General features: G+C 71.5%; 19 protein-coding genes and 1 pseudogene. 14 read left to right on the forward strand and 6 right to left on the reverse strand.

Annotated elements, in window-relative coordinates:
- Positions 1-126: 126 nt before the first annotated feature.
- From L3i22_RS25725 to katG, 3 genes are all read left to right on the forward strand, one after another.
- Positions 127-885, forward strand: a complete 759-nt coding sequence (locus tag L3i22_RS25725) for a DUF899 domain-containing protein (RefSeq protein ID WP_221329509.1) — start codon at positions 127-129, stop codon at positions 883-885.
- A gap of 112 nt (positions 886-997) precedes the next feature.
- The gene (locus L3i22_RS25730; protein ID WP_221329510.1) at positions 998-1429 is read left to right on the forward strand and encodes a Fur family transcriptional regulator; all 432 of its coding nucleotides are present in this window, start codon (positions 998-1000) and stop codon (positions 1427-1429) included.
- Positions 1426-3660 carry a catalase/peroxidase HPI gene (gene katG / locus L3i22_RS25735; protein ID WP_221329511.1) on the forward strand — a complete coding sequence of 745 codons (2235 nt, stop codon included), beginning with the start codon at positions 1426-1428 and terminating at the stop codon, positions 3658-3660. Before L3i22_RS25730 ends, katG begins: the two co-directional genes overlap by 4 nt.
- Positions 3661-3728: 68 nt before the next feature.
- Here the strand turns inward: katG and L3i22_RS25740 are convergent, their stop codons facing one another.
- On the reverse strand, positions 3729-5312 hold the full coding sequence (locus L3i22_RS25740; protein ID WP_221329512.1) for a serine/threonine-protein kinase: 1584 nt from the start codon (positions 5310-5312) through the stop codon (positions 3729-3731).
- On the reverse strand, positions 5312-6388 hold the full coding sequence (locus L3i22_RS25745) for a hypothetical protein (RefSeq protein WP_221329513.1): 1077 nt from the start codon (positions 6386-6388) through the stop codon (positions 5312-5314). Before L3i22_RS25745 ends, L3i22_RS25740 begins: the two co-directional genes overlap by 1 nt.
- A 176-nt stretch (positions 6389-6564) precedes the next feature.
- Here L3i22_RS25745 and L3i22_RS25750 point away from each other — a divergent pair, with 176 nt between their 5' ends.
- Complete coding sequence (locus L3i22_RS25750) at positions 6565-8211, forward strand: sodium:proton antiporter (protein ID WP_221329514.1); 1647 nt, start codon at positions 6565-6567, stop codon at positions 8209-8211.
- Here the strand turns inward: L3i22_RS25750 and L3i22_RS25755 are convergent.
- Positions 8182-9063, reverse strand: a complete 882-nt coding sequence (locus L3i22_RS25755) for a LysR family transcriptional regulator (RefSeq protein ID WP_221329515.1) — start codon at positions 9061-9063, stop codon at positions 8182-8184. The two genes, L3i22_RS25750 and L3i22_RS25755, sit on opposite strands and share 30 nt — an antisense overlap.
- Before the next feature lie 70 nt (positions 9064-9133).
- Between L3i22_RS25755 and L3i22_RS25760 the strand changes: the two genes are divergently transcribed.
- From L3i22_RS25760 to L3i22_RS25770, 3 genes are all read left to right on the forward strand, one after another.
- Complete coding sequence (locus tag L3i22_RS25760) at positions 9134-10027, forward strand: DMT family transporter (RefSeq protein WP_221329516.1); 894 nt, start codon at positions 9134-9136, stop codon at positions 10025-10027.
- 58 nt (positions 10028-10085) lie between these two features.
- Complete coding sequence (locus tag L3i22_RS25765) at positions 10086-11066, forward strand: phosphotransferase family protein (RefSeq protein WP_221329517.1); 981 nt, start codon at positions 10086-10088, stop codon at positions 11064-11066.
- Between the two features lie 338 nt (positions 11067-11404).
- Positions 11405-11743 (forward strand): YnfA family protein, encoded by a 339-nt coding sequence (locus tag L3i22_RS25770; RefSeq protein WP_221329518.1) that lies wholly within the window; start codon positions 11405-11407, stop codon positions 11741-11743.
- A 200-nt stretch (positions 11744-11943) separates the two neighbouring features.
- Here L3i22_RS25770 and L3i22_RS25775 read toward each other — a convergent pair whose 3' ends face one another.
- Positions 11944-13179: an FAD-dependent monooxygenase gene (locus L3i22_RS25775; RefSeq protein WP_221329519.1), complete on the reverse strand. Its 1236-nt coding sequence runs from the start codon at positions 13177-13179 to the stop codon at positions 11944-11946.
- A gap of 100 nt (positions 13180-13279) precedes the next feature.
- Here L3i22_RS25775 and L3i22_RS25780 point away from each other — a divergent pair, with 100 nt between their 5' ends.
- The 5 genes from L3i22_RS25780 (at position 13280) to L3i22_RS25800 (ending at position 16929) form a co-directional block, all read left to right on the forward strand.
- The gene (locus L3i22_RS25780; protein ID WP_255658593.1) at positions 13280-13852 is read left to right on the forward strand and encodes a TetR/AcrR family transcriptional regulator; all 573 of its coding nucleotides are present in this window, start codon (positions 13280-13282) and stop codon (positions 13850-13852) included.
- 52 nt (positions 13853-13904) lie between these two features.
- The gene (locus L3i22_RS25785; protein WP_221329521.1) at positions 13905-14411 is read left to right on the forward strand and encodes a SigE family RNA polymerase sigma factor; all 507 of its coding nucleotides are present in this window, start codon (positions 13905-13907) and stop codon (positions 14409-14411) included.
- Positions 14408-15541 carry a hypothetical protein gene (locus L3i22_RS25790; protein ID WP_221329522.1) on the forward strand — a complete coding sequence of 378 codons (1134 nt, stop codon included), beginning with the start codon at positions 14408-14410 and terminating at the stop codon, positions 15539-15541. The genes L3i22_RS25785 and L3i22_RS25790 overlap by 4 nt, the downstream gene beginning before the upstream one ends.
- Positions 15542-15622: 81 nt before the next feature.
- Positions 15623-16153 (forward strand): hypothetical protein, encoded by a 531-nt coding sequence (locus L3i22_RS25795; RefSeq protein WP_221329523.1) that lies wholly within the window; start codon positions 15623-15625, stop codon positions 16151-16153.
- Positions 16150-16929, forward strand: a complete 780-nt coding sequence (locus tag L3i22_RS25800; protein WP_370644507.1) for a YqjF family protein — start codon at positions 16150-16152, stop codon at positions 16927-16929. The genes L3i22_RS25795 and L3i22_RS25800 overlap by 4 nt, the downstream gene beginning before the upstream one ends.
- On the opposite strand, the gene L3i22_RS25805 is transcribed toward L3i22_RS25800, so the two are convergent.
- Both L3i22_RS25805 and L3i22_RS25810 read right to left on the reverse strand, forming a co-directional pair.
- Entirely contained in the window at positions 16902-17315 is a 414-nt protein-coding gene (locus L3i22_RS25805) for a hypothetical protein (protein ID WP_221329524.1), read from the reverse strand. The two genes, L3i22_RS25800 and L3i22_RS25805, sit on opposite strands and share 28 nt — an antisense overlap.
- A complete protein-coding gene (locus L3i22_RS25810) occupies positions 17312-17485 on the reverse strand; it encodes a hypothetical protein (protein ID WP_221329525.1) in 174 nt (57 codons plus the stop codon). Before L3i22_RS25810 ends, L3i22_RS25805 begins: the two co-directional genes overlap by 4 nt.
- 96 nt (positions 17486-17581) lie before the next feature.
- Between L3i22_RS25810 and L3i22_RS25815 the strand changes: the two genes are divergently transcribed.
- Both L3i22_RS25815 and L3i22_RS54640 read left to right on the forward strand, forming a co-directional pair.
- On the forward strand, positions 17582-18214 hold the full coding sequence (locus L3i22_RS25815; protein ID WP_221329526.1) for a TetR/AcrR family transcriptional regulator: 633 nt from the start codon (positions 17582-17584) through the stop codon (positions 18212-18214).
- 225 nt (positions 18215-18439) lie between these two features.
- A pseudogene (locus tag L3i22_RS54640) lies at positions 18440-19771 on the forward strand (acyclic terpene utilization AtuA family protein); the annotation flags it as partial.
- Positions 19772-20365: the final 594 nt, after the last annotated feature.

Here is a 20365-nt window from a genome sequence, read left to right on the forward strand (position 1 = left end):
GCGCGACTATGTCCGTACGCCAATCTGAATTTGATCTTCTGTTTGGTTCTTCGCCCGGACGGCGACTTTTCGCGACTTTCGGGCTGCCGACCGTCTACTCCGCGCCCGCCCGTTCGTCACAGGGGTATGACGACGAACCAGAATCTTCCGGAGATCGTGTCCCGCGACGAGTGGAACACCGCCCGCAAAGCCCTGCTGACCAGTGAGAAGGAGGCGCTCCGGGCCAAGGACGCACTGAACACCCGGCGCCGGCAATTGCCGATGGTGCGGGTCGACAAGGGGTACGTCTTCGACGGGCCGGACGGCCCGCGGACCCTGCTCGACCTGTTCGACGGCCGGCGGCAGCTGATCGTGCAGCACTTCATGTTCTCCCCGGACTGGGCGGACGGCTGTGGCAGCTGCACGGCGTCGATCGACGAGCTCAACGACGGGCTGCTGCGGCATCTCGGGGCGCGCGAGACGTCGTACGCGATCGTCGGCCGCGCCCCGATCGCCAAGCTGGAGAAGTACCGGGCGAAGCGCGGCTGGTCGATCCCGCTGTACTCGTCGTTCGGCAGCGACTTCAACTACGACTTCCACGTCACGATCGACGAGTCGGTGGCGCCGGTCGAGTTCAACTACCGCGGCCCGGACGAACTGCGCGCCGCGGGCATGGAGTGGCTGCTGGACACCGCGAGCCAGCCGATGGAGCAGCCGGGGATGAGCTGCTTCCTGCGGGTGGGCGACGAGGTCTTCCACACGTATTCGACGTTCGCCCGGGGCACCGAGCAGAGCGGCGGCTCGTACGGCCTGCTGGACATGACGGCGCTGGGCCGCCAGGAGGACTGGGAGGAGCCGAAGGGCCGCTCGGACGTCGCCCGCGGCGCCGTCCCCAGCTTCGACTGACCTCCGCCCGTACGGGATGAATTGGCCCTTTGGTGGGAAGTTTCCCAGTGTTAACGCGCCGGTCGGCGGCAAAACTTGATCGGTTCCAGATTAGGGGTCTAAGGTCTTCCGGGTGACGTCCGACTTCGAGGCACAGCTGCGGGCGGTCTCGTTGCGGGTGACACGGCCACGAGTGGCGGTGCTCACCGCGCTGCGGGACCACCCGCACGTCGACACCGACACGGTGATCGCGCTGGTGCGCGCCGATCAACCGATGGTCTCCCACCAGGCGGTTTACGATGTGCTGCGTGCGCTCACCGACACCGGTCTGGTGCGACGCATCCAGCCCGCCGGCGCGACCGCCCGGTACGAGATGCGGGTGCGGGACAACCATCACCATGTCGTGTGCCGTTCCTGCGGCGCGATCGCCGACGTCGACTGTGCGGTCGGACATGCCCCCTGTCTCACCGCCGCGGACGATCACGGGTTCGTGATCGACGAGGCGGAGGTCGTCTATTGGGGCACCTGCCCCGAGTGCCTGACCCGTTCGGAAGGAACCAGATGAGCGACATCAACGACCCGAAGGCCGGCGGCTGTCCGGTCGCCCATGACTCGGCGACCGCCTCCGGCAGCGAGAGCGAGAACCCGGCGATTCCCGCGCCGAGCGTGAAGTCCGATCCGCGGCAGCGGACCAACCGCGACTGGTGGCCGAACAGCCTCGACCTCACGGTGCTGCACTCCCACTCGGCCAAGGGCAACCCCCTCGGTCCGGACTTCGACTACGCCAAGGAGTTCGCCAAGCTCGACGTCGAAGCCCTCAAGGCGGACATCGTCTCGGTCCTGACCACCTCCCAGGACTGGTGGCCGGCCGACTTCGGCCACTACGGCGGTCTGATGATCCGCCTCAGCTGGCACGCCGCCGGCACGTACCGTCTGCAGGACGGCCGTGGCGGCGCGGGTGACGGCGGGCAGCGGTTCGCCCCGCTCAACAGCTGGCCGGACAACGCGAACCTGGACAAAGCGCGCCGCCTGCTCTGGCCGGTCAAGGCCAAGTACGGGCAGCGGGTCTCCTGGGCCGACCTGCTGGTGCTGGCCGGCAACGTCGCCCTGGAGTCGATGGGCTTCAAAACGTTCGGCTTCGGCTTCGGCCGCGTCGACACCTGGGAGCCCGAGGAGATCCCGTGGGGCACCGAGGACACCTGGCTGGCCGGCCGGTACGCGACCGAGAGCACGATGTCCGAGGGCGTCGGCGCCACCGAGATGGGCCTGATCTACGTCAACCCGGAGGGCCCGGGCGGCAACGCGAACCCGGCCGCCGCGGCGCACTTCATCCGTGAGACGTTCGCCCGGATGGCGATGAACGACGAGGAGACCGTCGCCCTCATCGCCGGTGGCCACACGTTCGGCAAGACGCACGGCGCCGGTGTCGCCGACGGCCACGTCGGCCCCGAGCCGGAGGGCGCGCCGATCGAGGCGCAGGGCCTCGGCTGGCTGAGCACCCATGCCTCGGGCAGCGGCAAGGACGCGATCACCTCCGGCCTCGAGGTCACCTGGACCGACAAGCCGACCGAGTGGAGCAACCGCTTCTTCGAGATCCTCTTCGGCTACGAGTGGGAGCTGACCACCAGCCCCGGCGGCGCCAAGCAGTGGGTCGCGAAGACCACCGACGAGATCATTCCGGACGCGTACGACTCGTCGAAGAAGCACCGTCCGACGATGCTGACCACCGACCTGTCGCTGCGCGTCGACCCGGCGTACGAGGCGATCTCCCGCCGCTTCCTGGCCAACCCGGACGAGTTCGCGCTGGCGTTCGCCAAGGCCTGGTACAAGCTGCTGCACCGCGACATGGGCCCGGTCGTGCGCTTCCTCGGCCCGTGGGTCCCCGAGGCCCAGCTGTGGCAGGACCCGGTCCCGGCCGCCGAGGGCGCCCTGGTCGGCGACGCGGACGTGGCCGCGCTCAAGGCCAAGGTCCTCGACTCCGGCCTGAGCGTCAGCGAGCTGACCGCGCTCGCCTGGGCGTCCGCCGCCACGTTCCGGTCCACCGACAAGCGCGGTGGCGCTAACGGCGCCCGGATCCGCCTGGAGCCGCAGCGCAGCTGGGAGGTCAACCAGCCGATCCTGCCCGCCCTCGCCAAGATCGAGAGTATCCAGCAGGAGTTCAACGCGGCCGGCGGCGCGCAGATCTCGGTCGCCGACCTGATCGTCCTGGCCGGCACCGCCGCCGTCGAGAAGGCCGCGAAGGACGCCGGGGTCGAGGTGTCCGTGCCGTTCCACCCGGGCCGCACCGACGCCACCCAGGAGCAGACCGACGTCGAGGCGTTCGCGTTCCTGGAGCCGCGCGCCGACGGTTTCCGCAACTACCTGCGCCCCGGCGAGAAGATCCAGCCGGAGATCCTGCTGGTCGACCGGGCCTACCAGCTGGGCCTGACCGCGCCGCAGCTGACCGCCCTGCTCGGCGGCCTGCGCAGCCTCGGCGCGAACTTCGGCGGCAGCGCCCACGGCGTGCTGACCGACAAGGTCGGCGTGCTCACCAACGACTTCTTCGCCAACCTGCTGTCCCCGGGCACCAAGTGGAAGGCGTCGGAGAAGGAGGAGCACGTCTACGAGATCCAGGACGCGGCCACCGGCGACGTCAAGTGGACCGCGACCGCGGTCGACCTGATCGTCGGCTCGAACTCGCAGCTGCGCGCCCTCGCCGAGGTCTACGCCAGCTCGGACGCCAAGGAGAAGTTCGTCAAGGACTTCGCCGCCGCGTGGGTCAAGGTCATGGACAACGACCGCTTCGACCTGGTCTGAGTTCGCGGTGAAAGAGCCCGGCCGATCGCGGCCGGGCTCTTTCCGTTCAGGTGTCGAGCTTCGTCCGCTCAGGCGTCGAGCGACAGGAGCACGCCCGCGACGGTGAAGAGGAGGCCGAGCCCGGTGGCCCAGCCGCCGGAGTAGGCCGCCGCCGCCGGAAGGGTGGCTGTCGTCGGCTGGAACTGCAGCACCTCCCGGATCTTCCGTGTGGGTGCCGGGAACCGGATGGTCAGATGGGCCAGGAGCAGCAGGGCCGCCGCGCTCGCGACGGCGAACAGGCTGAGCACGACGATGTGTCCGGTGTGGTCGAAACTGCTGTCGTATCCGTTGTTGAACGCTCCGGGGCTGAAGACCGGCAACACCGGAAGTCCGATGACGAATCCGGAGATCAGCAGCCAGGTCCGCGCGGCGATCGGCTTGCGGGTGGTCACCACCTTGCCGAGGACCAGCAGCCCGAGACCGGCGCCCGTCGCGACCAGGTTGCGGGGGATCGGCTCCGGAATCAGCATCGCCGCCGCCTGGCCGAGCAGGAAACCACCGATGAACAGGTACGTCGCGATGGGGCGTGGCATGTCCTCGGCCGGCTCCCGGGCGATCACCGCCAGCCAGCCGAGCAGCACCGGTCCGAGTATGAGGGCGGGGAGAGCGAGAACCGAGGCCACGCCCAGCAGGACGAGACCACCGGCGGCCGGGTCGAGCACGAGCAGCCAGGTGAGGAAGGCGGCCAGTCCCAGCCCCACGAGCACGGTCCGGTTGCTCGGACCGGGTGCTCGGGCCGGTGACGGCGCGACCACCGAGGGACCGCGGGTGGGCAGCGGCCCGGCGCCGACGTTCGTGGACGCGTTGCGGCGGATCGAGCGCAGCCACGCCAGGGCCTCCGCCCGCGCCTCCGGATCCGCCGCGAAGATCGGGGCGACCACGTCCTCCGGCACCCCGATCTCGGCCGCCAGCACCTTCGCCGGCTCGTCTTCGGGCTGGCGCCCGGTCAGCAGGAACACGGCCAGGCAGCCAAAGGCGTACCGATCCGAGGCCAGGCTGTACCGGCCCTCCGCGATCACCTCGGGGGCGATGTACCCGCTGGTGCCCATCGGCACCGGCGCCGCGTGGGCCCGCAGGCGCGACAGCCCGAAATCGATCAGAACCGCCTGGCCATCGCCGTTGATCATCACGTTCGCGGGGGAGAGGTCACCGTGGATCACCTGGCGCCGTGACGGGGTGGCCCGGCCGCTGTGCAGGTGGTCCAGGATCTCGGCGATCTGGGTCAGCGTGCGGAACGCCTCCTTGCTCCCGGTCGGCTGCCAGTCGTGCAGATCGTCGCCGTCGATCCAGTTCATCACCAGGTAGAGCGTTTCGCCGGCCGGATCCGGCCGGTCGCCCGGGTGCGGCGCGGCGCCGACGAAGGCGGCGTGCACGCCGATCACCCCGGGATGCCGGATGTGCCGCAACAGGTCGGCCTGCTCGAGCCAGCGGTCCTTCCACTCGACGACGCCCTGTTCCGGTCGCAACATCTTGATGGCGACGTACTCGTGTCCGTCGTCGATCAGGTGGTCGGCCTTCCAGACGGTGGCCTCGCCGCCTCCGCCGACCTGGTGCAGCAGCCGGTACTTGTCCGGTGCGTCGACCGGTCCGACGTAGAGCCCGCCGCCGGCCATCAGAACCGCTCCCGGATTCGCGCGCCGAGCATCCGCGCCTGCTGGACCTGGTCGCCGCTGAGCGGGCTGCGGTGCGCGGCCGCGTTCGCCAGCCGGTTCAGGCGGCGGGCGTCGTCCCGGCACTCGGCGCTCGCCCAGCCGACGGTGCACGCGTCGTGCCCGAGCAGGGCCAGGCAGAGCCGGTAGTCGCGCAGCGTGGCCCGGCGGTCCCGGCGGACCGCCTCCGGCCATTCTTCCCCGTACGTCTCGACGAGCCGGGCCTGCAGGTGCGGGCCGACATGCCGGGCGGTCGCCTCGGCGATCCGCACCACCTCGTCATGCAGCGGGTGCGTGGTGGTGGAGAAGACCGTCGGGCCGACCAGGTCGGACGGCACCCGGGTGGTGCGCCGGACCGGATCCGCCGAGCCGGCCGGCAGCGGCCGCAGGTCGGCGGCGGTGACCCGGCCCAGGGCGATCAGCCACTCGACGACCAGCCGGCGCGGATCGGTCTCGGCGAGCTCGGGCAGCACCCCCGCGCGGCCGAGAACCCGCCGGAGCCGGCCGATCTCGTCGACGACCTTGGACTCGGGCAGCCCGAGCGCGACGGCGGCGTCCCGGTACGGCCGGGGTCGCGGCTCGTACGACGCCCAGTCCCGCAGATAGCCCGCACCGAGCGCCGCCACGATCGTTCGCCGCTCGTCGGTGAGCGGCGGCACCGCGCCCGGCCAGGCCGGCGCCGCTCCGGCAGCCGCGGTCAGGCGCAGCTCCAGCGTGTGCACAGTGTCCTCACCGAGGACGTGCACGGTCATCGCCTCGCCGGTCAGCGGCCACGCGACCGGCTCGGCGGGCGGGATCGTCGGCGGCAGCGGCCGGACCGCCCCCTCGCCGTCGAGCAGGTGCAGCGTCTGTTTGCGGCTGAGGTTCAGCAGCCGCCACGAGCCGTGCGGGCCGGGGCCGAACTCGCCGGCCCGCCGGCTCAGCACCAGGTCATCAGGATCCAGGCAGATCTCGCACGCCTCGTCGCGCCCGAAGGTCGCGGTCTGCTGTCGCCGCAATGTGGTCTCTCTCCCCAGGTACGAGACCGTCAGAGCGCTCACCCATGACCCTTCCCACGATGGAATCCCAGCGTGCGTACTCGGTCGCGCGCCGTCAACGCACGATCGGCTCCAATGTGGTTGCTGTCCCGCTGAGGGTGACAACCGTCCGCGGCGCGGGACGGGCGGATCGGCCGTTTGCCCGGCGAGCCGGAGCCGGGTCGGCCAGGCTGGTAGGCGTGACCGAGCTGCTCGTCGTGATCGTGACCGCCCTGGCCGTGATCGCCGCCGCGACCCTGGTCGGGCCGCGGCTGGGGATCGCCTCGCCGCTCGTGCTCGTGGCGATCGGGGTCGGCGCGAGCTTCCTGCCGGTGTTCGGGTCGGCGCACATCGAGCCCGAGTGGGTCCTCGAGGGCGTCCTGCCGCCGCTGCTGTACTCGTCGGCGGTGGCGATGCCGTCGATGAACTTCCGCCGCGAGTTCGGCGCGATCGGCGGCCTGTCGGTGCTGCTCGTGGTGGCCAGCGCGCTGGTGCTCGGGGCGTTCTTCATGCTGGTCGTGCCGGGGATCGGGTTCGCCTGGGGCGTCGCGCTGGGGGCGATCGTCAGCCCGACCGACGCGGTGGCCACCTCGATCATCAAGCAGATGGCGGTGTCCAAGCGGGTGGTCGCGCTGCTCGACGGCGAGAGCCTGCTCAACGACGCGTCCGCGCTGGTGATGCTGCGGACCGCGATCGTGGCGACGGCGGCGACGTTCTCGTTCTGGGGCGCGGCCGGCACGTTCGGGTACTCGGTCGTGGTCGCGATGGTCATCGGCTGGGCGGTGGGCCGGTTCAACCTGATGATCCGGCGGTCGGTGACGGACGCGACGGTCAACACCGTCATCTCGTTCACCGTGCCGTTCGTCGCCGCCGTGCCGGCCACCCTGCTCCACGCGTCCGGGCTGGTCGCGGCGGTGGTCGCGGGCATCGTCACGGGCCGCCGGGCGCCGCGGGTGCTGTCCGCGCGCAACCGCCTGTCCGACTCGCAGAACTGGCGCACGGTCGAGCTGGTCCTGGAGGGCGCGGTGTTCCTGACCATGGGCGTGCAGGTCAAGTCGGTCGTGACGCACGTGCGCGACGACCACGGCGGGCTCGGCACGGCCGTGCTGATCGCGGCCGGCGCCCTGCTCCTGACCGTCCTGGTCCGGGCCGCGTACGTCGGCCCGCTGCTCGGGGTCCTCGCCTGGCGGTCCCGGATCAGCCTCAGCCATCACCCCCGGATCCTGGAGTTCCGGGAGAAGCTGAGCACCCCGGAGGGCAAGCGGGAGACGCTCGACCGGATGAGCACCCGCGGGCACCAGGTGTCCGAGACCGACCTGGAACGGTTCCACTTGCGGGTGGTGCGCGGGATCGCCACCACCGAGTACTTCCTGCGGGAGCCGCTCGGGCCGCGCGAGGGTGCGGTGGTGGTGTGGGCCGGGATGCGCGGCGCGGTGACCGTCGCCGCGGCGCAGACCCTGCCGGAGGACACCCCGCAGCGGTCGGTGCTGGTGCTGATCGCGTTCGCGGTGGCGACGATGTCGCTGCTGGTGCAGGGCGGCACGATCGGGCCGCTGCTGCGCCTGCTCACGCCGAAGGCCGGCGAGGACGAGTCCGGCGGCGAGCGGACCAGGATCTTCGAGCTGATGCGCGCCGCGACCGAGGCGATCCCGGCGCCGCCGAAGCCCGCCGGCGTCCCGACGCCACAGGACCGGATCGTGGTGCGGGACCACCGGCTCGCCGTCCTCGCGGCGCAACGGTCGGCGCTGCTCGACGCCCGGGACAACGGCACGTTCGACGCGGAGGTGCTGGAGAAGGCGCTCGCCGACCTGGACGCGTCACAGATTGCCATCGAGATGCGCGGATAGATTTCCGTACGCCTCGCGACTGAGCCGGATCAGATCGTCCAGCTGCGCCGGGGGATCGTCGCGCCACCAGGCCAGCCAGACCGGGATGGCCGGGGCCTGGCGCAGCACCCGGTAGGCGACGCCGGGCCGCGGGTTCTGGTTCGCGGTCGCCTCCGAGGTGACCCCGACGGCCTGGTTCGCGGCGATCAGCGTCAGCCACTCGTCGACGCCGGTGGTGCGCCGGACCGCCGCCGGGCGCGGCCCCGGATCCCACAGGTCGAGCGTGGTCGTGCCGGTCCGCGCGTCGATCGCGACGGTGTAGCGGGACAGGTCGCCGATCCGCAGCGAGCGCCGCCGGGCGAGCGGGTTCTCGGTGGAGACGACCGCGTAGCGGGCCTCGGTCCCGATCCGCGCCGACGCGAACCGGGGATCGTCCATCGGCTTGCGGATCACCGCGACGTCGGCGGCGCCCTCACTCAGGCCGGCCGTCACGCTGTTGGTCTGCACGAACACCAGCGGAATCGCGGGCTGGACGCCGGCCCAGGCCCGCTGCAGCCGCCGGGTGTGCTTGCCCAGCGCGGCCCACGCGTAGCCGATCCGCAGCTCGGTGCGCGACTGCTCGGCGATCCGGTGCAGGTGGGCGATCTCGTCGAGCACGCGCCGGGCGCCGGCCAGCACCTGGGCGCCGGTTCCGGTGAGGCTCACGTGGCGGGTGGTGCGCTGCAGGAGACGTACGCCGAGAATTTCTTCGCAGGCCGCGACCGAGCGGGAAACCGCGGCCTGGGAGGTGTTCATCTCGGTCGCCGCGTCGGTGAACGTGCCCGCGTCGACGACCGCGACCAGCGCCCGCAGGTGACGCAACTGCAGATCCATACGCCCAGCGTATAAGTCCGGTGCGGCGGTTATTTCCCTCGGCACCCTCCGGCGCGGTCTGATTCCGGACATGACGGTGCGAGAGCTCAAGGGCGGGCTGGCGACCATGATGGCCGGCGCCGCCAGCAACCAGATCGGCGCGGCCGTCGGGGCGCACGCGTTCGGCGTGATCGGCCCGGCCGGGGTGGTCGCGGTCCGGCAGGTCGTCGCGGCCGCGGTGCTGCTGCCGGTGGCCCGCCCGCCGCTGCACCGGTTCCGCTGGCCGCAGTGGTGGCCGACGATCCTTCTCGGTCTGGTCTTCGCGGTGATGAACCTGAGCCTGTACACCGCGGTGGATCGGGTCGGGCTCGGGCTCGCGGTCACCCTGGAGTTCCTCGGGCCGCTCGGGGTGGCCCTGGCCGGCTCGCGGACCAGGAAAGACCTGCTCTGCGCGGTGGGCGCCGGGATCGGCGTCTACGTGCTGGTGATGCCGCACGGTGACAGCGACTGGTTCGGGATCGGCTCGGGCGTGCTCGCCGGGGGCTGCTGGGCCGCGTACATCCTGCTCAACCGCCTGCTCGGGCAGCGCCTGCCGGGCCTGCAGGCGCCCGCCGCGGCCACCACCGTCTCGGTGCTGCTGTACCTGCCGGTTCTCGTCTGGCTGATCACTTCCGGACGGATGACCGGTGGGGCGTTGCTGTTCGCGGTCGGCGCCGGGGTGTTCAGCTCGGTCATCCCGTACGCCGCGGATCTGATCGCTCTTCGACGGGTCCCGGCCCGGTACTTCGGCGTCGTGATGAGCATCCACCCGGTCTTCGCCGCGCTGGCCGGCCTGGTCCTGCTCGGCGAGGCGCTGCGCGCGCACGAGTGGCTCGGCATCCTGATCGTCGTCGCCGTCAACGTCCTGGGCGCCACGAACCGGGCGCCGGGCAAACCCCGATCAAACCCATCGATCAAACCCGCAGCGCTTTCCCGTACGGCATGAGTCCCGCTACGTTTGCTCCGGTAGAACGCTCTTAACCGGTTGAGCATGGGGGCCCGCGATGGAGAGCATCACGAAGAACCGGCAGAGCCTGACGGTGCTGCGCGCGATGGTCGAGCGGGCCTACGGCGCGGGCGAGGTGCCCGACGGCGACGACTGGTGTGCCGAACTCGGCCACGGATGGTTCAACGTGGCGTACCGGATGACGCTGAGATCGGGCCGTGCCGTGGTCCTCAAGATCGCGCCGCCGCCGGATGTCGAGGTGATGACGTATGAGCAGGGTGCGATGGCGACCGAGCTGGCCGCGCTGCACCTGATCCGGTCGCGGACCGGGGTGCCGGTGCCGGACGTCGACTTCGCCGATCAGAGCCACGAGCTGTGCGACGCGGACTGGTTCTTCATGGCCTACATTGACGGTGACAACCTCGGCCTGCTCCGCGATCAGCATTCGCCGGCCGAGCGGGCGGAGTTCAACGAGGCGCTCGGCGCGCTGAACCGCGAGCTCAACAGCGTCGTCGGCCCGCACTTCGGCCCGCTCGCCGGGCCGGGCTTCCCGACCTGGCGGGCCGCGTTCACCACCATGATCGAGGGCGTGCTGCGCGACGGCGAACGCCGCTCGGTCGACCTGGGCCGGCCGTACGCTGCGGTCCGCGCGGTCATCGACGCGCACGCGGGGTCGCTCGACGAGGTGACCGAGCCGCGGTTCGTCGAGTGGGACATGTGGGACAACAACGTCATGGTCCGCGACGGGAAGATCGCCGCGATCATCGACCACGAGCGGGCCTTCTACGGCGACCCGCTGATCGAGGCCGGATTCACCGGCAGCGAGGTGCCCGCCTACGGCGACTCGTCCGCATTCATCCGCGGCTACGGCCACGGCCCGTCCACCCCGGACGAACACACCCGCCGCCGCCTGTACTGCCTCTACCTGGTCCTGATCATGACCATCGAAACCGCCTACCGAAACTTCCCCGGCACGGAAAACTACGACTGGGCCCGCACCCGCCTCGACGAAACAATGTCCCTGTTCAGCCACCCCTGACACACCCCGCGCGCCTTCGCGCCCCGCGCGCCTTCGCGCCCCGCGCGCCTTCGCGCCCCGCGCGCCTTCGCGCCCCGCGCGCCTTCGCGCCCCGCGCGCCTTCGCGCCCCGCGCGCCTTCGCGCCCCGCGCGCCTTCGCGCCCCGCGCGCCTTCGCGCCCCGCGCGCCTTCGCGCCCCGCGCGCCTTCGCGCCCCGCGCGCCTTCGCGCCCCGCGCGCCTTCGCGCCCCGCGCGCTGTCCGCGCTGCTGTGCGGTCCGGGCGTTTTGGTCTGGTGGGGACGGCCGGGATTGGCTGCGCCTGTGGGGTGTGCTGATCACGTACCGGTAGGTTGCGGGTTGTGATCGTTGCTCGTTCGCTTTTGCTGTTTGTGCTCGCCGCGCTGGCCGAGATCGGCGGTGCCTGGCTGATCTGGCAGGGCTGGCGGGAGAACCGTGGGCTGTGGTGGATCGCCGCCGGCGTGGTGGCCCTGGGCGCCTACGGCTTCGTGGCGACGCTGCAACCGGACGCGAATTTCGGGCGGATCCTGGCCGCCTACGGCGGGGTCTTCGTGGCCGGCTCCCTCGCCTGGGGCATGGTCGTCGACAAGTTTCGCCCGGACCGGTGGGACCTCATCGGCGCCGCGATCTGCCTGGTCGGCGTCACCGTGATCATGTACGCCCCGCGCGCCACCTCCTGATCAGCTCACCTCCCGCCGCTGCCGCCGTTCAGGGTTCCGCCCGCTTGGCCTCCCGACAGGGATGTCCGGCGCGGCGCCTGTTGTGGGTTCCTCCCGTCTGACCTGCTCACCCCTTGGCTGAGATGGTGGGCGGTGTGGGTCTTTTGATCGGCTCACCTCCCGGCCGGGACGGCCGGAGTGGCGGCGGCGGGCTGTTCCGTTTATCTCCCGGCCGGGACGGCCGCAGTGGCGGCGGCGGGCTGTTCCGTTGCGTGACCGGTGTCGCCGGCCAGCTTGGCGATCAGGGGGAGCAGGACCGGCCACTGGACCACGCGCATCGCGAGGGCGTTCAGCTGGATGCCCAGGCGGCCGCGCGGCGCGATCATGCTCACCCGGCCGGGGAGCAGCTTCTGAGCGGCGGTCACCCGCGGGCGCATGGCCTGCTCGAAGTCGGCGAGCGCGGCGGCCCGGGACCGATCGTCGGTGAGGACCGACCCGTCGCCGAGCGTCTCGGCCAGCACGGCCGCGCCGCGCAGGCCCAGCGCGGTGCCGAGGCCACTCAGCGGGCTCGCACACCAGGCGGCGTCACCGAGCAGCACCACCCGGCCGTCGGACCACGCCGGCATGTGGATCTGGTCGTAGGTGTCGAGGGCGAAGTCCGGCGCGGAGCGAGCGGCGTCGAGGAACTCGCGGGTGCGCCAGCCGACCCCGGCGAACTCCTGGTCGAGCAGGGCGAACCGCGCCGCACGATCGCCGCGCGGCGGGAGCTCGTCGGCCGCGAAGGTCAGGCCGACCTCCTGCTCGCCGGGGTGACCGGGCCGGGCCGAGACCGAGCGGCGGCCCGGCGCGTTGTGCACCAGCGCCCACCCGTCCAGCGACGGGGTGGCCGGCCCCTCGGCCAGGGTGAACCAGGCGTGCGCGAGGCCGAGCGGACGCCGGAACCGCTCCTCCGGCCCGAACCGCAGTGCCCGCACGTGCGAGTGGGCACCGTCCGCCCCGACCACCAGGTCGAACGTCGCGACGTCGCCGGAGCGGAACCGCACCGAGACACCCGCCGCCGTGTCGCGCAGCTCGTCGACGGTGTCGCCGAACCGGTGCCGGACCCCGGCGTCGGCGGCGGCCTCGTGCAGCAGCCGGGCCAGGTCGGTGCGGAGCAACTCCTCCTTCGAGATGAACCCCTGGCCGCCGAACGCCTCGACGGGCATCGCCGCGAGGCGCCGCTCCCGCTCGTCGATCCAGGCGATGCCGCGCTGCGGGACGAGGACGCCGAGGGTGGCGTCGAGCAGGCCGAGCCGCTCGATCACCTCCCGGGAGTCACCGCGCAGGTCGACCGTCTGGCCGCCGGTGCGCAGGGCGGGCGCGATCTCGACGACGGTGACCGACCAGCCGGCCCGGCCGAGCAGAACGGCGAGCGTGTCACCGGCGATGCCGGCTCCGGTGATGAGGACCTCGGGCATGACGACTCCTAGCTCGCTAAGGCCAAGCTCACTAACGCAATGAAACTTGCATGAGGAACCGTACATCTAATGCAGTTGAAGTTGCAATAGGATGTGGGGCATGCCTGAACACTCCGGCGGCGCCCGGCCCGGCGGGCGCACCGCCCGCACCCGCGAAGTCGTTCATCAAGCCGCCCGTGACCTGCTCGCCGACCCGGGGACCGAGGTCACGATGGCGGCGATCGCGGCCCGGTCGGGGGTGCATCCGACGACGCTCTACCGGCGGTGGGGGTCGGTGGAGTCGATCGTGCTCGACCTCGCGGTGGAGCGGGTCAACGAGGAGTCGCCGGTGCCCGCCACCGGCGACCTGCGCGCCGACCTCACGGCCTACGTGCACCGCCTGCTCACCGGGCTGCAGCTGCACGGCACGAGCGTGCTGCTGCAGGCCCTCATCGGGGCGGCCGCGCAGGCTCGTGAGGTCGCCGACGTCGCGGACATCGTGGAGCCACGCATCCTTCAGTTCGCGGCGATGCTCGAGGCGGCCGGCGTCACCCGGATCGACGGTCTGCGGCTGGTCGAGCTGGTGCTCGCCCCGGCCTACCTGTGGGCCCAACTCGGCATGCCGCTGGATCCCGACGAGAGCACCGAGCGGATCGTCGACACGGTGATGTCGGTGGTGCGCGGGCCCGCCTGATTTTTCCGGCGAGCGTGTCAACAATCGACGGCAGTGGAGGCGTTTCTCAGGCGTGACGTTCGAAGAGTTCGTATCCAGCCGCCTCGGCAACCTGGTGCGGTACGCGACCGTGGTCACCTGGGATCCGCACTTGGCCGAGGACATCACGCAGAACGTCCTGGTCCGGGCGCAGGCCCGCTGGGCGCGGATCAGCCGGATGGACGCGCCGGAGCTCTACCTGAAGCGCATGGTGGTCAACGAGTTCCTGTCCTGGCGGCGGCGCCGGTCCGCGCAGTCGATCCCGGTCACCGCGGAGACCCTGGACGGGTTCCTGCCGGCCGCGCCCGACCGGAACGCGGAACACGACGACCGGGACGCGATGCTGCGGCTGATCGCCGCCCTGCCGCCCCGGCAGCGAGCGGTGATCGCGTTGCGCTTCTACGAGGATCTGGGTGTCGAGCAGATCGCCGAGATGCTCGGCTGTCGAGCGGTCACTGTTCGTACCCATCTGATGCGCGCGCTGGCGAACCTTCAGAGTGCCTTGCCGCCCGCGCTCGTGAGCACCGGGGAGCAGTCGTGACCAGGAACATCGAGGATCTCATCCGGAGCGCGCAGGAGCTCCAGGCCGATCGGGCGGTCTCCACCGACCGGATCCGCGCGGCCCTGCCGAGTCGAGTCGATTCGGTACGCCGTCGTCGCCGGTTCAGCATGCTCGGCGCGACGGTCGCCACCGCGGTCGTCGCGGCGGCCGTGACCATACCGGCCGTGGCACTGCGCGGCGCGGGCCCGGCACCCACCACGCCCCCCGTGGCCAGCACCCCGTCACCCGCCGTGAACGGTCAGGTCGCGTTGCCCGAGCAGGCCCCGCTGGCATACCGGCCGGCCTGGGTCCCGGCCGGGTTCGCCGAACGCATCCGGCAGAACGACGTCGTCGAGCCCGGCGACGACCTCGGCCCGACCCTGGTCCGGGTCTGGAAGAAGCAGGTCGGCGCCGGTGATCCGTGGAGCGGCGCCGCCATCGAGCTCTACGTGCGCACCGCGACCGCCGACCCGGCGCGGGCCATGGACACCAGCGGCCAGCAGGTCGACGTCAACGGCGCCCGCGGCTACTACTCCGCGTCCCACGGTGACGGGAAGTCCTCAGTGAGCTGGTCACCCGGTGGGCACACCGCCCTGATGGTCACCACCAGCCACGTCGAGGTCAGCCGGGCGGACCTGCTGCGGATCGCCCGTTCGGTGCGGCCCGACCCGGCGGACAGCACGATCCCGGTCCGGCTGCGCTGGCTGCCCACCGGCTTCACGGCGATCGACGCCACGGTCAGCGGTCCGTCGGTGGCCCGGTGGCGGGCCGAGATCAGCGCCGTCCGGCGTGCGGTGGTGACCGATCCGGCGAAGATCGGTAAGGACAAGCGCGGCGCGGCTCCGTCGCAGGGCGTGGTGATGGACACCGGCACGGTGTCGGTCGTGGTCGGCAGCTCCACCGACGCTCCGCCCGGCGGCGTGACCCTCACCGTCGGCGATCGCCCGGCCCGGCACCCGGTCCTCGCCGAAGCCACCAATCAGGGCCTGATTTACCTGGTGGTCGACCTCGGCCAAGGCCGCCTGATGACGCTGATCGGCCAGGGCGACGGTCTCACCCTCAACGACTTGACGAAGATCGCCTCCCGGGCCGAGATCGTCCCGGCCGCCGCGGAGTGGCTGGGATCCTGAGCGGGGACACGGTTCTTTCGGCCATTTCGATGGCCGAAAGAACCGTCGGCGTGGATGTCCACGTCGGATAGGTTTTCGGCCATGGAACAACAGTGGGTGGGCCCGGCGATCGCCTTTCTCGGCGCGCTCACCGGCGCCCTGCTCGCCGGTCTCACCGCCGCGTGGGTCAACCGGGCAAAGATGAATGCCGACGTCCAGGCTCGGTGGGACGCCGCACTCCTCGACCGCAGCAGCGAGATGGTCGAGGCGGCGCGCAGCCTCCGGCACCACGCCGAGCGGTTCCGGGGGAGCGGCGATCAGGAGGCCACCGGCCGGGCGATCGACGCGGCCCACTCCAAGCTGCGGGTCTGCACCGAGCAGCTGCGCCTGGTCGGCACCCGCCGGGTCCAGCTCGCGGCCCGTGAGGTGGTGCTGCACGCGTGGTCGGTCCGCGCGTCCGGCGTCGACGGCACCGATCCCCGTGCGGCGGATTTCGGCCGGCCGCCGATCGAGCGGTTCAACGACGCGCTGCAGGAGTTCTACCGGTCGGTCCGGGCGCAGCTGCGGGCGCCGGACGCCGAGGACGTCATCCACGACGACGAGATTCATCTGGCATCGGGATCCCGGCCATGACGGGAATCGGGAAGCGGCAGGCTGACGACGTGGACGTCGAGGAGATAACCGCCGAGACGGTACGACCGGTGGCCCGTGCCGTGCTCGGCCAGCGCTGGACCGACCTGGCCTTCCTGCACTGGGCCGTCGAGCCGGAGCGGGTCGCGCCGCTGCTGCCGGCCGGCACGGTCCCGGACACGATCGACGGCGTCACCTATGCCGGGGTGATCGGCTTCCGGATGGAGCGGTTCGGCTTCCTGGGCGGGCCGGGGGTGCCGTACCTGGGCACGTTCTGCGAGACGAACGTGCGGCTCTACAGCGTCGACGCCCAGGGCCGGCGCGCCGTGGTGTTCCGGTCTCTGGAGGCCGAGCGGCTGATCCCGGTGCTTGCCGCCCGGGTGAGCCTGCAGTTGCCGTACATGTGGGCCAGGATGCGCCTGACCCGGCAGGGCGACGAGCTGTCCTACGTCTCGCGGCGCCGCTGGCCGGGCCCGCGGACCGCCACCAACCGCATGCGGATCCGGGTCGGTGACCCGATCGCCGAGCCGACCCCGCTGGAGCACTTTCTGACCGCGCGCTGGGGCCTGCACACCCGGGCCTGGGGCCGCACCCGCCACCTGGCCAACGACCATCCGCGCTGGCCCCTGCACCGGGCCGACCTGCTCGATCTCGACGACTCGCTGCTGGCGGCGGCCGGCCTGCCCGGCATCGGCACGCCGCCAGACAGCGTCCTCTACTCACCGGGGGTTCCGGTGATCTTCGGCCCGTTTCACAACTCCATAAGGGAAACCGCGTAGCCCCGATAGATGCCCGGGATGCGGGTCGTGACCACGGCGTTCATCTGGATCGCCTCGTAGGCGACCTGGGCCGCCATCTGTTCCGCCATCAGAGGGGTGTGCAGCGGATTGCGTTCCAGCCGCGGCGCGGCCAAATCGCCGACGTAGGCCGCGGTCCGTGGTGACAGGTCCAGGTCACGTAGACCCGGAAGGCCCAGCACGTGATCCCACAGGGCCAGGTTCATCTGCACAGCGGCCTGCGCTTCCAGCACGGCGAGAGCGGGAACCACGACGGTGGTCTGACCGAAATGAGCGCGATCGATCAACTTCATGACCTCCGGGTGGCCCTGGGTGAGCTCGACAAGAGCGCTCGCATCCAGGACGCGGACGGCGTTTGTCGCGGTCATGCGGCCTCGGCATTCCGGCGGGCGATCAATGCGGCGAGTTCGCGGTCGGCGCGCTCCATCTTCTCGTTGAAGCGGGCCTCGTCGTCTTCGGTCCACGGGGCGAGTGGAGGTAGGCCCAGCTTTTCGGCCAGGACCTCGGAGGGTCGTCGTGAGGGGTAGTCGTGCGTCATCCCCCGACGGTATCCGGGTTGGTGTCCGAGCGTCAGTACCCGATTTGTCGATGTCCGTTCGGCTGTACCCGGACGGGGGAGTAAAGATGTAAAACCATGGGCCGATCACGTACCAACCCCGCGCCGACCGCACCGGTCACCGCCCGCGGGCGCCGGACCAGGGACGGGCTGCTGGCGGCCGGGCGGGAGCTGCTGGAGACGCGAGGCTGGCCCGGGTTCACGCCGGAGCTGGTGGCGCAGGCGGCCGGGGTGTCCTACGGGACGTTCTACACGTACTTCGAGTCCAAGGATGACCTGCTCCACACGATCGTCCGGGCGGTCGCGGACGAGATGTTCACCGAGAGCCTGGTGGGGCCGGAGACCGCCGACGATCCGTACGTCCGGATTCTGGAATCCAATCGCGGCTACCTCCGAGCCTGGCGCAACGCGTCGCGGGTCCTGCGGCTGGTCGAGCAGGGTGCCGATCAGGACGACACGCTGCGGAGACTGCTGCTCGAGGTGCGGGAGCTCTACGTGCAGCGCGGCGCCGAGGGGCTGCGGCGCCTGCAGGAGGCGGGGCTGGCCGATGCCGACCTCGACCCGCGGCTGACCGCGATCGTGCTGGGCGCGATGGTCGAGCAGATGGCGCACGTCATCTACTCGCTGCGCGAGCCGCTCGACGAGGACGACGTGGTCAACCACATGTCGAAGCTGTGGGCTGCGGCGATCGGCCTCCGCGCGCGTCCTTGACAATTTTGTCAGATTGCCTACGGTGACCTCTGACCGGCGAGCAACAAAGACCATCAGCACGGCTGGTCGGGCGCGCGGGCGCGGGGCAGGGCGGGGCGGGCACGGCGCCGGCTGGGCGGGCGCGCGGACGCGGGGCAGGGCAAGCACGGCGCCGGCTGGGCGTGGGGCGAGGCGCGGCGGGCGCGGGTCCGGTGGGCGAGGAGTGCGGTGAGAGCGGGAGGTGCGATGCGAACGATCCGGGTCGGCAATTGCTCCGGCTTCTACGGCGATCGGCTCTCCGCGATGCGCGAGATGCTCGAGGGCGGGCCGCTCGACTACCTGACCGGCGACTACCTGGCCGAGCTGACCATGCTCATCCTCGGCCGGGACCGCCGGAAGGACCCGGAGCTGGGGTATGCCAAGACGTTCCTGCGCCAGCTCACCGACTGCCTCGATCTCATCAAATCACGAAATGTCCGGATCGTGACGAACGCCGGCGGGCTCAACCCGTCCGCGCTGGCCGAGGCCGTCGCCGCGCTCGACCCGGACCTCGCGGTCGCCCACGTCGAGGGCGACGCGATCGACTGGCCGGGCGCGCTCACCGCCAACGCCTACCTCGGCGCGTTCGGGATCGCCGAGGCCCTCCGCGCCGGCGCGCAGATCGTGATCACCGGCCGGGTCACCGACGCCTCGCTCACCCTCGGCCCGGCGATCGCCGAATTCGGCTGGACCCGCGACGACCTCGACGAACTGGCCGCCGGAATCGCCGCCGGGCACATTCTGGAATGCGGCGCGCAGGCCACCGGCGGTAATTTCAGCGGCTTCACCACGATCGACACCACCCGCCCGCTCGGCTTTCCGATCGCGGAGATCAGCGCCGACGGAACGGTCGTCATCACCAAGCATCCGAGCACCGGCGGTGCGGTCACGGTCGACACGGTCACCGCCCAGCTCGTCTACGAGATCGACGCCCCGCGATACCTCAATCCGGACGTCACCACCCGCCTCGACACGGTCCAGCTTCATCAAAAAGACAAAGACCAGGTCAAATTATTCGGCGTACGCGGTGAGCACCCGCCCGCCACCACAAAGATCGGCATCAATCGCCTGGGCGGCCACCGCAACACGGTCACGTTCGTCCTCACCGGACTCGACATCGAGCAGAAGGCGGCGTGGACCCGGCAGCAGCTCGAAGCCGCCCTGCCGACGCGCCCCGCCGAGCTGACCTGGGACCTGGTCCGCACCGACCGCACCGACCCGGCCACCGAGTCCGAGGCGTCCGCCCTGCTGCTCTGCCACGTCAAGGACCAGGATCCGCGGGTGGTCGGCCGCGCGTTCAGCAGCGCCGCAGTCGAACTGGCCCTCGCCTCCTACCCGGGCTTCCACGTGACCGCGCCGCCCGCCGACGCCACCCCGTTCGGGGTCTTCGAGGCGGCCTACCTGCCGCAGTCCGAGGTCCCGCACGTCGTGGTGCTGCCCGGCGGCGCCCGCATCGACATTCCACCCCCACCCACAGCGTCCGCGCCCCCACCTGACGTCCCCACCCCCGGGACGGCAGCGCGCGGCGACAACCCGGCTGGTCCTCAGGGGTCCCTCCCACCCCCGGAAACGCCCCTGGCGACCAGCCGGGACCTGCCGCCCGGCACCGCCGACCGCACGGATTCCCCGAGCCCAGCCCTGACCACCAGCCAAAGCGCGCAAGCTGGTGCCGGCGGTCGTGCGGGGCGTTCGGACGGAGCCGCGAGTGCCAGCCGGGACCTGTCGGCTGGTGCCGGCGGTGGTGTGGGGCGTTCGGATGGAGCCGTGAGTGCCAGCCGGGACCTGTCGGCTGGTGCTGGCGGTGGTGTGGGGCGTTCGGATGGAGCCGTGAGTGCCAGCCGGGACCTGCCGCCCGGCGCCGGCGATCATGCGTCGGGGTCGGGGTCGGGGTCGGGGTCGGGGCCGGGGCTGGGGTTGGCTGGGAGTGGCGGGTGGGAGCGGGTGGCGCTGGGGCGGCTCGTGCACGCGCGGTCCGGGGACAAGGGCGGCGCGGCCAACATCGGCGTGTGGATCCCGGCCGGGCATCCGCGGCGACAGGACGCCTACGACTGGCTGGCCGGTTGGCTCGACGCGGACCGGGTGCGGAAACTTCTGCCCGAGGCCGCGGACCTGCCCGTCACCGTGTACCCGCTG

The sequence above is a fragment of the Actinoplanes sp. L3-i22 genome (assembly GCF_019704555.1).
In the GTDB taxonomy this organism is placed as follows: domain Bacteria; phylum Actinomycetota; class Actinomycetes; order Mycobacteriales; family Micromonosporaceae; genus Actinoplanes.